This window comes from Desulfogranum aggregans, from assembly GCF_055398265.1.
Genome location: NZ_AP042447.1, coordinates 88,430 through 103,844, shown reverse-complemented (window position 1 = coordinate 103,844; position 15,415 = coordinate 88,430). Strand labels below are relative to the sequence as shown.

Annotated in this window: 15 protein-coding genes and 1 riboswitch; of the genes, 7 read left to right on the top strand and 8 right to left on the bottom strand. The window is 52.2% G+C overall.

Going from position 1 to position 15,415, the window contains the following annotated elements:
* Positions 1–9: 9 nt before the first annotated feature.
* The gene (locus ACZ52Z_RS00455) at positions 10–333 is read right to left on the bottom strand and encodes a hypothetical protein (RefSeq protein WP_464268796.1); all 324 of its coding nucleotides are present in this window, start codon (positions 331–333) and stop codon (positions 10–12) included.
* A 55-nt stretch (positions 334–388) separates the two neighbouring features.
* Positions 389–574: riboswitch (cobalamin riboswitch) on the top strand.
* 204 nt (positions 575–778) lie between these two features.
* Between ACZ52Z_RS00455 and ACZ52Z_RS00450 the strand changes: the two genes are divergently transcribed.
* The 6 genes from ACZ52Z_RS00450 (at position 779) to ACZ52Z_RS00425 (ending at position 7,687) form a co-directional block, all read left to right on the top strand.
* Positions 779–2,761, top strand: coding sequence for a TonB-dependent receptor plug domain-containing protein (locus tag ACZ52Z_RS00450; protein WP_464268795.1), 1,983 nt, complete (start codon positions 779–781; stop codon positions 2,759–2,761).
* Positions 2,761–3,123: a hypothetical protein gene (locus tag ACZ52Z_RS00445; RefSeq protein WP_464268794.1), complete on the top strand. Its 363-nt coding sequence runs from the start codon at positions 2,761–2,763 to the stop codon at positions 3,121–3,123. The genes ACZ52Z_RS00450 and ACZ52Z_RS00445 overlap by 1 nt, the downstream gene beginning before the upstream one ends.
* Before the next feature lie 55 nt (positions 3,124–3,178).
* A complete protein-coding gene (locus ACZ52Z_RS00440; protein ID WP_464268793.1) occupies positions 3,179–5,326 on the top strand; it encodes an adenosylcobinamide amidohydrolase in 2,148 nt (715 codons plus the stop codon).
* Positions 5,327–5,550: 224 nt separating this feature from the next.
* A complete protein-coding gene (locus tag ACZ52Z_RS00435; RefSeq protein ID WP_464268792.1) occupies positions 5,551–6,423 on the top strand; it encodes a helical backbone metal receptor in 873 nt (290 codons plus the stop codon).
* 48 nt (positions 6,424–6,471) lie between these two features.
* Complete coding sequence (locus ACZ52Z_RS00430; protein ID WP_464268791.1) at positions 6,472–7,377, top strand: LuxR C-terminal-related transcriptional regulator; 906 nt, start codon at positions 6,472–6,474, stop codon at positions 7,375–7,377.
* A 115-nt stretch (positions 7,378–7,492) separates the two neighbouring features.
* Entirely contained in the window at positions 7,493–7,687 is a 195-nt protein-coding gene (locus tag ACZ52Z_RS00425; protein WP_464268790.1) for a hypothetical protein, read from the top strand.
* Between the two features lie 188 nt (positions 7,688–7,875).
* On the opposite strand, the gene ACZ52Z_RS00420 is transcribed toward ACZ52Z_RS00425, so the two are convergent.
* Entirely contained in the window at positions 7,876–8,658 is a 783-nt protein-coding gene (locus ACZ52Z_RS00420) for an outer membrane protein (RefSeq protein ID WP_464270738.1), read from the bottom strand.
* Between the two features lie 321 nt (positions 8,659–8,979).
* Entirely contained in the window at positions 8,980–9,597 is a 618-nt protein-coding gene (locus ACZ52Z_RS00415) for a DUF1294 domain-containing protein (RefSeq protein ID WP_464268789.1), read from the bottom strand.
* A 261-nt stretch (positions 9,598–9,858) separates the two neighbouring features.
* Between ACZ52Z_RS00415 and ACZ52Z_RS00410 the strand changes: the two genes are divergently transcribed.
* Entirely contained in the window at positions 9,859–10,062 is a 204-nt protein-coding gene (locus ACZ52Z_RS00410; RefSeq protein WP_464268788.1) for a hypothetical protein, read from the top strand.
* 149 nt (positions 10,063–10,211) lie between these two features.
* Here the strand turns inward: ACZ52Z_RS00410 and ACZ52Z_RS00405 are convergent, their stop codons facing one another.
* From ACZ52Z_RS00405 to ACZ52Z_RS00385, 5 genes are all read right to left on the bottom strand, one after another.
* Positions 10,212–10,553, bottom strand: coding sequence for a zinc ribbon domain-containing protein YjdM (locus ACZ52Z_RS00405; protein WP_464268787.1), 342 nt, complete (start codon positions 10,551–10,553; stop codon positions 10,212–10,214).
* A gap of 193 nt (positions 10,554–10,746) precedes the next feature.
* A complete protein-coding gene (locus ACZ52Z_RS00400; RefSeq protein ID WP_464268786.1) occupies positions 10,747–11,865 on the bottom strand; it encodes an ADP-ribosylglycohydrolase family protein in 1,119 nt (372 codons plus the stop codon).
* A gap of 28 nt (positions 11,866–11,893) precedes the next feature.
* Positions 11,894–13,252, bottom strand: a complete 1,359-nt coding sequence (locus tag ACZ52Z_RS00395) for an ArsB/NhaD family transporter (RefSeq protein ID WP_464268785.1) — start codon at positions 13,250–13,252, stop codon at positions 11,894–11,896.
* 9 nt (positions 13,253–13,261) lie between these two features.
* On the bottom strand, positions 13,262–13,735 hold the full coding sequence (locus ACZ52Z_RS00390) for a CBS domain-containing protein (protein ID WP_464268784.1): 474 nt from the start codon (positions 13,733–13,735) through the stop codon (positions 13,262–13,264).
* Positions 13,736–13,934: 199 nt separating this feature from the next.
* Positions 13,935–15,314, bottom strand: a complete 1,380-nt coding sequence (locus tag ACZ52Z_RS00385) for a hypothetical protein (protein WP_464268783.1) — start codon at positions 15,312–15,314, stop codon at positions 13,935–13,937.
* Positions 15,315–15,415 lie beyond the last annotated feature (101 nt).

The following is a 15,415-nucleotide window of genomic DNA, read 5'->3' as shown; positions in this document are numbered from 1 at the left end:
CTCCAGCCCTTAGAACAGGCCACGCTCCCCTTGTTCACTGTGCAGCACATGTACCTGATCCTCCAGGTCCGGAAACAGGGCGTACCCGTCGCCAAATGCCAGCACCAGTTTCTTCACCTGGGCAAGGATGGCCTGAAGTTCAGCCGGTGCACTCGCCCCACTCAGGTCGACCACCACCAACTTCAGTAATCCGGCCATGGTCACCACTGTCTCGGTCAAACTGAGGTTATCAGGCCGAAAACAATCAACAATCAAGGCTAGATATCCCTGCTGCTGAAACCACTCCCGCAGGGAGTGCAGCCGCGCCAGCCCACCATCCGCCCGTACCACCATGTAGCAGCATGAAATTCCTCTGCTTTTTCATTTGACTTGTTCCACCATTTGCGGTTAGATTTTCTCCGTTTCAGGTGCTTGCACGCAAGCTCAAGGGAACCCAGTGAGACTCTGGGACGGGCCCGCCGCTGTAATCGGGGACAAAATGCTGCATTAATGCCACTGTTGACCAAACAACGGGAAGGCGCAGCATAAAGGATGATCCGAAAGTCAGAAGACCTGCCTGAAACGAGGTACACATACATCGTCGTACCGGCATGCAGCCGGGGTGAGCGGATCACCCTTCTTGAGGTTGCATGCTGCAGAGACCTCCGTGGACAAGAGGTTTCGTTGTATCTGTGGATTTAAATCAGGGCATCCCCGGATCAATTGCGTACTCATTGGTTCGGGGATTTTTTTATTTCTCTCCGGACAAAGCATCACCCAAAAGGAGGAGAAATAAGGAATGAAAAAGGTTTACCCTGCTTTACTGTTTCCCATGCTTGCCTGCCTGCCAGCCACTGCCGCCATCGGCGCTGAGGCATCCCCGCAGCCCACCATGATGGACGAAGTAGTCGTCACTGCCAGCCGGAGTGCCGAAAGCAAAAAAAAGGTAAGCGCCAACCTTACCGTTATCGATCGGGAAGAAATCGAACAATCTGCCAGCCGCAATGTTGCAGACCTGCTGGCGGAAAACGGGATCGGTCACCTCCAGAAGTATCCTGGCACCCTCACCTCCATTGGCATTCGCGGATTTCGCACCGATACCCATGGTAACGATCTTCAGGGCAAAGTGCTGATTCTTTTGGACGGTCGTCGTGCAGGCACCGGCAATGCCGCCAAGATATTGACGAAAAATGTTGAACGGGTCGAGATTGTCCGCGGGCCGGGAGCCGTACAGTATGGCTCTGCAGGCATGGGCGGGGTGGTCAATGTCATTACCCGACAGGGTACAGCCAACAGCCTGTTTGTAGAGGGCGGCGGCGGATCCTTTGATACCGGTGAAGGCTCCATCGGCGGTATGGTAGACCAGAACAATATTGATTTTGCCGGATCCTTCACCTATCGAACAGAAGGGGACTACGATACCGGCAGCGGCGATACTTTCCCCAACACCGGCATCGACTATCAGACCGGGATCAGCGCCAATCTCGGCTATTCCTTTTCCGATACCAATCGACTGGGTATAATCTATACCGGATTTCAAGTCGATGATGCAGGCGATCCGGGATATTTCAGCAACCCCGACCTGGACAACACCACGGATAAAGACAACTATTCCGTGGATGCCAGGTACACCGGCGCGACCGACAACAACCAGTACCAATGGATGGTCCGCTACTTTTTCGGCAAAGACGAAAATACGTGGAAAAGCCCCACTGCGTCCAATGCCTCCGGCTGGGACACCGGTATAGACTCCTCCAACGAGACCGACCAGCAGGGTGCCCAGGCCCAGGTTACCGGAACTTTTCCTCTGGCCACATTGACCGCTGGATTCGACTGGCTGGACTACGATGTGGAAAACACCTGGACCCCCAACAAAACAACCTACAGCAATCCGGCGCTTTTCCTCCTGGGTCATTCCACCTTTGTCGATGATACCCTCACCTTCAACTATGGGCTGCGCTATGACTGGTACGAGGTTGAAGTGGAAGAACCTGCAGGCAGGGATGAGGACCAGAACCGCCTGACCCCCCTTATCGGTCTAGCCTGGATGGCCACCGACAACCTCAAATTCCGCGCCCAGTACGCTGAGGCATTCAGAATGCCTTCTGCTGATCAGCTGGCAGCGGATTTCACTTCTTTTGGTACCAGGACAGTAGGTAATCCTGGTCTTGACCCCGAGAAAAGCGCCACCTACGAAGGCGGTGTGGATTTCGCCCTCAATAGCCTCAACGCTTCCCTCACCTATTTCTACACGGATTTTGAAGACAAAATCACCACCGACTATCTCCCGGATGGATCGGCCACCTGGAAAAACCTTGGTGATGCCACCATCGCCGGTTTTGAGGGGGAAATCAGTTATGACGTGGGTGACCCCATGGGATGGGCGTGGGAAGTACGCCCCTACCTGGGTTTGACCCTCCTTACAGAATATGAGGATGACGAAACCGGTGAAGATCTGCTGTATGTGAGCGGCACCACCCTCTCTGCCGGGTTGGTTGTTGGTGACGGCGCAGGTACCTTTGTTCGCTTCAATGTCGCCTATACCGGCGAACAGGATGTTGATGACTGGGAATCCGGCGAATACCCGACCCCTGTTGTTGAGCTCGACTCCTCCACCGTTGCCGACCTGGTGGCCTCCTATCGTTTTTACGAATCAGCAACCTATGGTGCTTTTACCCTTCGCGGCGAGGTGCGCAACCTGTTTGACGAAGAGTATGCATACGTCAAAGGCTACCCCATGCCTGGCATCAACTGGTTTCTTGGGTTGCGCTGGGAGTACTGATGGAGCTGAACTCGCTCCTGCCGGGACATAACCACGCGCTCGGCATCTTTACCATCAAGGGCGGGGAAGGAGTTTCCTCCCCTGCCCGACAAGAACAGAAACACAGAGGGGTGTTGCCCCTCTGCAGCCAGGCGAGTACCTTCACCCTCTTTCCCCTTGCCTGGTACCTCATCCGTCAGGTTGACCTGACGGAGCACCTGGAAGGATGCATGCTGTCCCTGGAAAACAGCCTGCCCTTCCGCTGTCTCCTTGCCGCCCTTCTTCTCCTCAGGGGGGCGGCACTCCTTCACCTGCCGCTTGATTTTGCACCCACCACTCTACAGAACTGTTCGTCAGGCGGTGCACAAGTGCCACAACTCTAAGGAATTGGGTCACAGTGAGCTGGATATATCGACCGAAAAAAGGATAATCCAGGCAATGCAAAAATCACCCGTGACCACCCCGAGGAAAAAAAACCACCGTCGTTGCGGCGCGTGTCGTCTGGAGGATGACTCCATCCTGCCTGCCATGCACGCCGCCCTCTTTCTTTTCTCTCAGCCTGCGCAGCCTGCCATGAAATTCACACTCCGTTTATTTGCCATGATGTTTCTCTTGTTCCCTGCAAGCGCACAGACAGCGGCATCCTCCCTCACCTTTACCGATGCCGGCAACCGCACAATCATCCTCCATGCACCACCCCAGGCGGTTGTCTCCCTGGTTCCCTCAATCACCGAAATTCTGCTGCGCCTTGGTGCAGCAGATACTGTTCGAGGGATCACCTATCACTCGGTCCTTCCTCCGCAGACCAGCTCCATACCCACGGTCGGTGGCTTTTTCACTCCGGATCTGGACCAGGTTGCCGCTCTCAAACCGGACCTCATCTTTTATGCCGGCCTGCAGCAGGGGGTGCGAGAACGCTTCAGCGACACAACCACCCTGGTGGAACTGTCGCCGCAAACCATAGCTGAGAGCTTTGAACAGATCCGCCTGCTTGGTCGCCTCTTTAACCGGGAAAACAGGGCTGAGGAAATTATCACCCGACAACAGGAACAGCTGCAGATTATTGCAAAGAAAACTGCCGCAATTCCCCCTGAAAAACGGCAGCGGGTCATGCGCCTCATGGGCCGGAAAAGCATCATGACCCCTGGCGACGATTCATTCCAGCATGAATTCATCCGAGCAGCCGGCGGCATGCCGATCAGTCTCGGTGCAAACGGCACCATTCTTCCGGTGAGCCTGGAACAGTGGCTCACCTTTAACCCGCAGGTCCTCTATGGCTGCGGGGACGATCGTTCGCTTCTCGATGTCCTCCACCAACCGGACTGGAACACGGTGGATGCGGTGAAAAACAACCGCATTTATTTCTTCCCCTGCGACCTCACCTGCAGGGCGGCCACCCATACCGGCGACTTTGTCTCCTGGCTCGCCGCGCGCATTTATTCCCGGGAATTCAGCGAACCTGACAGTTTTGTACTCCCGGAGCAGGTCATTAAGACCACTCCCCTCGAGCTCAAACTCGACTATGTACGCCAGGCTGGCATCGTTGAGTCGGATATCAAAGATTATCGAAATAAGTCGGTGATTGTCGACTTTACCCGTCCCATGAGGGTGGTCTCCAGCCTGGAAGGTCCTCGCAGCGGGATCACGACCGTGGCCAATCACTACTTTCCTCCACCCTCGTGGGGACTTGGACACCGGCAGGGATTGGAGGCATTACGTGAAGAAACGTTGCAGGTCCTGGCTCTACCGTCTCAATCGACGTCAATTCTCTTTACCGGCGCCAATATGGACAACCTCTCCGTGGCAAGGGAACACTTTAAAGAGATGGAGGTCGCGGCGCTGGTTACCGCGGGAGTGAGCAGCAACAGTGTGCGTATGGGTAAAGATACAGGTGCTTTTTACGAACCCGCACAAACGCCAACCACCACGCCCGGAACCATCAATATCCTGCTCCTCACCAACATGCGCCTTTCTCAGCGTGCCATGACCAGGGCACTCATTAGTGCGACCGAAGCCAAATCCGCCGCTTTGCAGGATCTGGACATCCGCTCCAGCGCTACCCCGCAGACCCACCAGGCGACCGGCACCGGAACCGACAACATCCTGGTGGTTGAAGGCGATGGATACCCCATAGACTCCTCTGGCGGGCATACCAAAATGGGCGAACTCATTGCCAGGGCCGTCTATGCCGGGGTACAGGAAGCGGTTCATCTACAAAACGGTCTGACAGCCGGACGAACCATTTTTCAGCGGCTGAAGGAAAGGCAAATCAGTCTCCACGCTGTGTGCAGTCAAGTCACGAGCCCTCAAAAGACCCATCAACTGCGGGCCCAGCTTGAGCGTATCCTGCTCGAGTCCTCATATGCTGATTTCCTCAAGGCAGTGCTCGCTATCAGTGACGAGGTGGAAAGAGGAACTATCAAGGATATGACCAGCATCGATGCCTGGACCGAAACCATAGCGGCTGAACTGGTCGGTCAGCCTGATGTCAACCTGGCACCCTATACGCCCGAACACATCCCCCGCGTGCTGGCCAGGGGCCTGGCCGCACTGCTGGCGGGCGCAGAAGCACAAATAGGCAAATAACGGTTGTCAATCCTGTGCACAACCATTTCCCGGTTGGGGTTGCCTTAACTGGCCGCATTGCCCTTGATGTCGGGACAGGTATACCTACTTTATGGAACAAACAGTCCTGTACGCACACCACACTATCCTAGGGACCACTGAGCATGCATCAACAAGGTAATTCAGCACACCAGCGAAGCGTCCGTCTCTTTAGAAAACATCAATATTTCAAACAATTGCTTTTCATGAAGATGGTGTTCTCCCTGCTCCTCGTTTTCTCTCTGCTCGCGATACAGCCGGGTTCTCTCTATGCAGATAGTCAGGGCGCAACTCCATCATCGCAGGACCCGGCACCACAGCGCATAATCTCTCTTGGGCCGATCAATACTGAAAGCGTCTACCTGCTCGGCGCTGATGATCGACTGGTAGCCAATACCAGCTACTGCGTTCGACCGGAAGCTGCAAAAAACAAAGAGAAAATCGGCTCGGTGATGCAGGTGTCCCTGGAAAAAATCGTCAGCCTTAAACCGGATCTGGTCCTGGCAACAGGACTCACCCAGGACCAACAGCTTCGACAGATGCGTGCGCTCGGCCTGCGTGTGGTTCGGTTTAAACAACCCACTTCTTTTGCAGGCATCTGCTCCCAATTTCTTGAACTTGGCCGGCTGCTGGGTCTGGAAAAACGAGCAGCGGACATTGTCGAGGAGGCCAGGCAGCGGGTACAGGCGGTTACCGATCGATATGCCGCTACTCCTCCGCAAAAGGTTTTTCTCCAGATTGGTTCCCAGCCGCTCTTTTCTTCGGTCAAAGGCTCATTCACCAACGATTACCTTGTCTATGGCAACGGCATCAATATTGCCGGCGACCAGAAAAACGGGACCATGAATACAGAACGGGTACTCGCCCACGACCCGGACGTGATCATCATCGCCATCATGGGCTCTGAAACCGGCGTCGCTGCCATGCAGCGAGAAAAATGGCGGACCTTCAAGGATGCTACTGCAGTCAAAAACGACCGGGTTCATGTTGTCGATCCAGATATTGTCTGCAGCCCATCCCCTCTAACCTTTGCCGAGGCACTGGAAATCATAGCTTCGCTCATCCATCCGATGACGTGAAAGCAGCCGGCTGTACATACTCTCCGCTCCTCCCCCCAGGGATTACTGATGCATACCCACGACAAGCACCCCCCTTCCCCTGATTCCAGTCGCAGCGTCCTTGACTCGCTCTCTGCCCACGTCGCCATCCTGGACAGACATGGAGTGATTCTTGACACCAATGCAGCATGGAAAAATTTTGCCCGGGCCAATGCGGTCACCATGCGGCCGGATATGGTTGGGATCAATTACCTCCAGGTTTGCACTTCTTCCCTTGGTCCCTCGTCCCAGGAGGCAAATCCTGTTTATCAGGGAATCACCGACCTCATCGAAGGGAGGATAGATGAATTTGTGATGGAGTACCCCTGCCATTCTCCTGAAGAAAAACGGTGGTTTTATATGCGGGCTACCCGTCTGCAGCGTCAAGACGACCTGCATATAGTGGTCAGCCACGAAAATATTACCCCGCTCAAGCAGCTGGAAGAAGAGTTGCGGGAGCAAACCCTGAGGCTGGAAGCGAGTGAGCAGGAATTAAACGTCCAGAAAGACGCCTTGGAAGAAACAAACACCGCGCTCAAGGTGCTCTTGCGGCAACGGGAACAGGATAAAAAAGAAATGGAGGAAAACCTGGTACGTAACGTTCGGGAACAGCTCTTTCCCTACCTGGAAATGTTGGCAGCCAGTTCCTTAAGTACCCGGCAAAAAATGTGGGCAGAAACCATACGCTCCGGACTGGAGAATATCATTTCGCCCCTCTTTTCCCGTTTTTCCTCGCTCAAGCTCCAGCTGACCCCCAGCGAAATGCAAATTGCTGCCCTGATCCGTGATGGGCGAACCACCAAGGAAATCGCCCATGTCCAGGGCTGTTCGGTGGATGCGATCGAGTTCCATCGCAAAAACATCCGTAAAAAACTTGGCATTACCCATCGAAAGGTCAACCTGCGGACCTACCTCCTCTCACTGACCAACCAGTAGGTTTATCCTCCCACTTTGCTCCGTCTCTCCTCCCATTGCACCATACCGGAAATGGCTGCATAGTATGTGTATCAAGGCACTAGAACTACACACTCATAACCCTATGGAGGTTCCTATGCTGTGCAGCTATTCCCACCTGAACAAAGATGCCCTTTCCGCAATTCAGAACCTGGAAAAAGAAATCGGAAAGCCACTGCTCTCCTTCACCTGTCAGGATATCAAACCGGCATTGGTTGAGCAGGAGGCGCTGGATAAGATCCAGGCCCTGGAAAAATCACTCTCCATCTCGCTGGTTGCCGTGGAAAATTAGTTCTCTTCGGGTATTGTGCCCGAAAAACCCACCCCTTCCTGCAAACAAAAAAAGTTCCATCAGGCTACTCCTGATGGAACTTTTTTCATTCTCGCCTGAAATCAGTGACAACGTTGCGTCGGTGCTGGAAAATTTTCTGTGCTTTCCAGAGAAAAATTCGACACCAGCAAGCTGTCTAACGAGCCTGACTAGTAAGGAAAGCGAAACCTTACGCCCACGCTTATCAGATGTTGTTTATTTTCGATGTCCAATTTCCCTGGAAATAAGGAATTATCCACTTCGATATCATCGGTCATGCGGAATGCATACTCACCATAGATATCAACAGTCTCAGTGCATCGCCATGTTGCACCGGCTTTCAGTTGAAAACCAAATTTTGTCTCGTCATCATCGATGATCTTCACTCCTGATGGTTCATACTCCACATCTACCGTCATGAAGCCAATACCTGCACCAAGGTAGGGATAAAATGATCCTAATTGAACGAAATCATAGTAAATGTTCAGAAAAAGCCCTGTCGATGATATTGATCCCTGACCATCTGCAACGACCTGGCCGACAGTTGCTCCAAGCTGACTGGAGGAACCGGTAAGCACAGCTGCATCTACACCGTCTATAACGGTGCCGGCAACATTTACGTTTTTATGCGTATCAACATCCGCACTGGAGTAGGTCAGTTCTATACCGGATCTCAGTCCACTATCATACATCAACCCGCCTTCACCGGATATCGCCCACCCACTGTCAAATTCAGTTTCCCATCCATATGGTGTTCCTGCAGCAATGGGGGTCCCAAATGGTACAACCGGTGAGCCATTTCCAGTAGTGAAATCCCCTGTGGTGCCGCTGTTATCACTATCGCTCTGCATCAGGTAACTTACAGAGCCAGCAACATACCATTCGTGTTCTGCATAGCCTGTGGAAGCAGTAATAAACACCAGAGCCACTGCAATGATTAGACAAGTTCGCATGATCAATCCCTCCTTGACGGTTAAATGGTGAAAAATGGCAGTTAATGTCCATCAAACAGCAAGTTACAGAGATAACTCTTGAGCGCTACCACGAAAACCATTCCCACGCAACATTTTTCAACACATCTTCTTGATTTTTCGCCCGAATCGTGCAGACAATGCAATGCATCCAACACCATCATCAATCCGCCTCGCTCCAGTTACGAACACATGCCAGCAAGAGTAACATTCGCTGCCCACGTCCAGGCATTTCAAGCGGCTACCTGCGCACTATATCCCAAGTATATACAAACGGAAGCAGGCAGCAGACGGACCACATTGCTACTGCCCCAGCCCGTTCAACACACCATGCATCCAGAGCCTCCCCTGCGGTGTCGTCAGCCAAAACAGAACCCAGCAATTAACAAAAACCGTTATCCAGTAAATGGCCCTGAAGGAAACCTTGGTTGACTTGTGCCGCAAAAAACTTTGGGCGATAGCGGCCCCAGGCCACCCTCCCGCCAGAGCGAGTGCGTGCAGGGTACCCTCCGAAACTCGCCACTCTCCCCTTGTTGCAGCACGCTTATCCTTGGCATAAATTAATAGAGCAATGCTGCTCATCAACGCATAGCCCCCAACCACCTCAATGGGTATCAATCGGGCATGAGAAAGGTAAAAGAGAAAGGCTGTAAAACCGGTAAAAAGAGTGAGCGAAAGCATTTTCTGCCGGAGTTGCCGGTTGACCCGCTTGTGCCCCCAGGCAGGGCGAACATCAGCTGCGCACCTTCGCCCTTTGGCATCCTTTTCCCGCACATACTTCACCTTCAGCCCTTCCACCGGCTGCCTGTGTTGTTTGCTGTAATCACTGATGTGAAAAAAAAGAGGTCGTTCGCCTGATGCGGGAGTTATGAACCCAAACCCCTTGTCCTCGTTCCATTCGGCTACAATTCCACGCTGCATCGATACCTTCCTGGTAAAATAAAAAAAGAGAGGACGATCAACAGCCCGGGTAGGCGCACCGCCTCCGGCAATCATCAGGCTGCTGCTGGTGTAGATAAAGAAAAACCCTTGAGCCGATTAAATTCGGGGAGCATTAGCCTTGCTTTCTCTAAAGTTAAGATGAATTAATTTTACTAATCTACGCTCAATAATTATTGTAAAGGGTAAAGCAAGAAGATGTAAATCGGTCCTCAGCCACAGCAAGCCATCCAGGAGGATACCATGCGAGAAAAGTTAAGAAAATGGCGGGATCTGGTTGTATTCATGATCAAACCCGAGGATTCTTCCGAAGGCCACGTTTTTCACGATTACCGGGAGGAAATGCCGCCAGCCGTCAACCCCGACGTGGCAGGAAGGGTCAAGGTACTGTTGCTGATGGCAGCGGTTACCTTGGTGGTGTGGCAGCTTATCAGGCTCTTGCCCTGACCGACCGATGGGGTACCGAACGGGTACCCCACTCAAGGAAGCTCGACAACAGATTGGCTGACTTGTTACAGATGCAGTGGCCACGATGAGGGGCAACCAGGGATCGTGAACGATGCCATGAAGGAGTCTCGAATAGCTGGTGTATGCGGTTATATTTTTTTCACAAACTTTGATTTGAGTTTCATGGCGCCGATCCCCTCAATTCTGCAATCAATATCGTGATCGCCGTCAACCAGCCTGATATTCTTCACTTTGGTACCCACCTTCACCACCGTAGATGCCCCTTTTACTTTTAAATCCTTGATCACGGAAACACTATCCCCATCGCTCAGCGGATTTCCATTGGCGTCTGTAATGGATTTTTCAGCAGCATTCCTTTCCGGTACAACCTCTTTTGACCACTCATGCCCGCACTCTGGGCAGACAAAGAGTGTTCCATCATCATAGGTGTATTTCGAGCCACATTTATTACACTCAGGCACATCAATCATTGCTCTATCCTTCTCTCTGTTACAGGTTGCCGGTCTCCTAGGAGACGAAGACCGAAAGGGTATTTTTATGCGGGTGGAACGATGCCTTTGCTATGTGTAATCTTCGTCCGGCAATGGGTACCGTATGGAAAAGGCGGACCGCTCGATGATGCAACGGGGTGCCCCACCCAGCCCCATACAGGGTGTCATTCACTCACCCTTTTTTCGGGGACCGGATCAATCGGGTTATCTCCGCATCAATGGCCTGGTGATCGACTAACCCATAAAAAAACCGGTCCACGGTCCGGCCGGTGGCAAGGCCGAGCAGGACGCCCAACACCGATCCCCGGTGCACATTATCCCCACCCAGGTTGGTATTGGCAAGCAAGGCAGCCTGCAGATTCTCCGCATACTTATATGCCAGGTAGAGAATACTCGGCCACGAATCGGTAATATAGCAGGCCGTGGAATAGCGCCTGCCCACCACCTCACTGTCGCTGCCAGCTCTGGCGACCAGGCCGGCCACATTTATCCCCATGGAACGTTGGGCCGCGTCGGCTATCAGTTGCCGGGGTGCAGTATCCTCTGACCGAGAGAGCAAGCCGCTCACAAGTTCGACGAACGCATCACCTATGCCGGCGAGAAAATCATCCGGATGGGTCAACAACAGGTGCTCTCTGCAGATCCTCTGGACATGCTCCAGAGCGTTTCCATGAACAAGCAGCCCTATGGCAAGGGGCGCCAGCATTACCAAGCCGCCGACCGAAGCGGTATCATGAGTCACAGCCCCGCAGCGATCGGGTGGCTTGCCGCTTTCCAGGTTGGCGAAGAATCCCCGATGAAAGGATTCTGCATAGGTGTCCGGATGCTGGGGTTCCTCGGTGGTCATGAACCCGATATACTCTTCTAGAAAACGCTGGCGCTCATAACGGCCTCCGGCTGCTGCAAGCACGCGGGTTACCAGCCGTGCACAATGGGCGTTGAGGGTATTCTCGCCCGCCTGCATTCCCTGATGATAGTGCTGATTGGCACCCCCCCAGTAACCTCTTTTCCCCTTGAGGATCACCTCGCCAACGATTTCCCTGTCCTGGTTGGTGGCCCGTTTCCGTCGCCCGCCGCCAGCTGTTGAATGAAGTGACATGATCGAAGAAGGATGCCGTTGCGGCGCATGCTCAAGCTGTTGGATACCACCGGGAAAATCGCTGAAAATATCGCGAGGATTGTAGTACCAATGGACAGGCATGGCAAGGGAGTCGCCCACATAGAGTGAGCGCAGACCGGCCCTTGCTCGTCTCAGGATACGCTCGTGCTGGTGTGTTTCAAGAGTGTGCATTGCATTGTAGAAATCAACTGTCAAGGATTTAGGCAAACAGATAATAACGCAACAAGACATACACCATAGCCATACAAACCGTCAGCAGGGTCACAGGGACCCCATAGGCCATAAACCGTAAAAAACTGATCTTGTAGCCCGCCTTTTCCGCCATGCCTACTACAATCACATTGGCTGATGCGCCTATGGGCGAGCCGTTGCCTCCCAGGCAGGCTCCCAAAGCCAAGGACCACCAGACGGGCATAAGTTCATGGTGGTGCAATAGCGCTGTTCCAGAGAGGTGGGGCCACATCTCCTTGGCCATGTCCACGATCAGGGGGTTCATACTCGCAACAAAGGGAATATTGTCAATAATGGCAGAAGCAATCGCAGAAAACCACATGATCAGCATTGAGGCGACCATCATATTTCCCTGGGTCAGGTCAATGAGTTCCAGTGAAAGCATGTTGATCAGCCCGACCTTAACCAGGCCGCCGACCATGATGAACAGGCCGATAAAAAAGAAAATTACCGGCCATTCCACCTCAACCAGCGATCGATGCAGCTCGGAGGAACCGGCCAGCAGCAACAGCAACCCGGCACCAAAAAGCGCAACCGTGGCCGGCTCATACCCCAGAACGCCGTGCAAAGCAAAACCGATCATTACCAGCGCCAGGACGGCTATGGACTTGACCAACATGCGCTTATCTCGAATGGCCTCGCTCTCGCGCATATTCATCACCCGATGCTTTAACGCTCTGTCGGCTATGAGGCGATTGGCAAAGAACATCCTGATGATCACCAGGAAAACCGCCATGATCACCACCACCGCGGGCAGCATATGGACGAGAAAATCGACAAAGCTGAGATGCGCGCGGGAGGCAATCATAATATTGGGCGGATCGCCGATCAGGGTGGCTGTCCCACCGATATTTGAAGACAAGGCCTCGGCAATAAGAAACGGAATCGCATCCACCTGCAGCGCCTCAGCTATCAGCAGGGTCACCGGGGCAATCAACAGGATCGTGGTCACGTTATCCAGCAGGGCAGAGAGAACGGCGGTTACCAGGGAGAGAATAACCAGGATCCTCACCGGTTCGCCATTGCCCAGTTTCGCACTTTTTATGGCAATATATTCAAACATCCCGGTGGGACGCACCAGGTTGATGATAATCATCATCCCCACCAGCAGGAAGACAACGTTCCAGTCGACACCGTATTCCTCGAGGTGAAACGCCTCATGCTGATCAAGTATTTTCAGCACAAGGACCAAAGACGCCCCGAATACAGCCACCACCGTTTTATGGATTTTATCGGTCATGATGGCTATCAGGGAAACTGAAAAGATCACCGTCGCCATCCAGAAGGACGGATCACCGGCTATCGAGCTCTGTTCAAAGACGGACATGAATATTTCCTAGGGTTCAAGGGAGCACATGATGTTGGTTATGTGCTCATACAGGTTCCGAATGTGCACTATCCCCAGAACGTTGCCGACCTCATCGACGACCGGCAGCCGCTGCAGTTTTTTGCTGATCAGCAGATGGGCGCAGTGCATCAGGGTATCTTCAGCCTCAATAGTGACCAACTCCCTGGTCATCACTTTGGCTACAGGGAGATTACCCGCCTTTTTCACATATTCATCAAACATCCCATCCCAGGTGACGCCCCTCAAGTTGTTGTCCAGGTAGGTGGGAATTGCCGCCCGGATGATGTCTTTCACGGAAATCACCCCTACCAGTTTGAGGCCGTGCTCCAGCACCAACATTCCACTAACGGTCCCTCCTCCGGGCCATTTGGTTTTACGCATGGTGCACACGGCTTCGTTCAGGGTACTCTCCGGCAGCAACCAGTATTGCTTAACCGGCTCCATAATTTCCTTTACCTTCATTATGTATCCTCCGGGGAAAAAGCTTTCCACTCTGGATGGAAAAGGAGAAAAATGCAAGAGAGTAGCTTTCAACAAAGCCACCCTTAAACACCTTCGCAAAACAACAACCGCTTAGCCAGAGCGTACAACTTACAGCATCTGGCAACAACTGGACGTACAAAAAAACGATGGTCTGCAGCAATCAGCACAGTAATTCTGCTCAACTCTCAGCGATAAAGTTAGAGAAACGCTCTGAAACCATCTGGAGAAAGGCTTGGTTTTCCGGCAAAAAATCAATCATTATTTTCTGTGCAGAGGCTACATCCTTCTCCTCCATCGCGATATCAAGGAGGCCTGTTTTAAAATCGTTTCGTATTTTGCGCCACTTTTTTATTATCTCTATTACACGCTCACTACTCTTTTCATCGGTAAATAGATCAAAAATATCTTTTTCCTCCCCAACATTTCGTGATTCCCAGTCCTGTTCAATTCTCGATATCGCCGTATCAAGACGGGCAAGATCTTCTTCGGTAAGCGGCCTTGTAGAAAACTTTTCCAGCACCTCCCATCTAAATCGAAACGTCGTTCGCAGAAGGTTACCCAAAAAAGACAACTCATGAGGCATCGCTGAACGATCGAGTGTACTGGTATCTTCATGAAAAGATAAGTGAAACGACTTGATCGGTCCCCCTACGTCTGCCCTGTCTACGGCAAGCACTCCGGGTTTATAAATCTTACCGTTCTTCGCTTGAAAGACCGCCTGAATGGGATCTGCAATTTCCCCTTTGCCGATGCTCCTGATAAGACGCATCAGGTCAACAAGCCACTGATCCCCGTCTTTATTTGTTCCTCCAATGACACTTCTGCGAAGCTCACCCCAGGTTTTTTTCTTAATCGTCAATCCAAATAATGCCAGCGCTTCGGTATTGATAGACACCACAAGTGCCTCGTCAAGCTGCTCCACTGTTTCCAGCTCCGCTGGTTGTATAATCTGCAGCTCAATCCAGGGTTCATAGAATTCTTTGATAAGTTTCTCTGGCGAGCGAATGGCATTGATGATCATGTCGGCATACTCAGGGATGTCATCTGCGAGGCTTTTGTTCAATGGTCTCATCCCCGGAATAGGATTTTCCTCGATGAACATCATTTCCAACATACTTCTCACCGCACTCGGCTCGGCACTCACAGCCTGATATTCAATAATGGGATCAGGTGGTTTCAATTCATGGTGATGCAAACAGATCAACCGATCAGCACACGTGCGCTGCGCCTCGAAAAGCCCTGTTTCAAACAGGCACCAGTCATAGTCATCTTTTGGATCGGGCAGTAAAAGGATAAACCAGTTTGCCTTCTTGATTTCCTCGTATATGGCATTTCTCCAAGCCTCCCCGGTGAGTTCCCTGCCGAAATCACCCTGATAAAAAATTTTAATTTTCTCTGCCGACCATTTACGCAGCAACTCGACAATGGTTTGAGCGGTCTCCCAGTCTTTGGATTTAAAACTAAAAAAAACATTGATCCGATTTTCTGTAAATGCACCTTGCGGTTTCTGCAGCCCCGCAACAATCTGTGGTTGATCAACATTATTTTTTTTCAGCATACATGCTGCGGCATCATGCATTTGTTGGGCTTGGCTTTGATGTGTATTTATGAAATTCTCCACCGATTTTTCGTGCAATATATCATCTATTTTCATAGCGC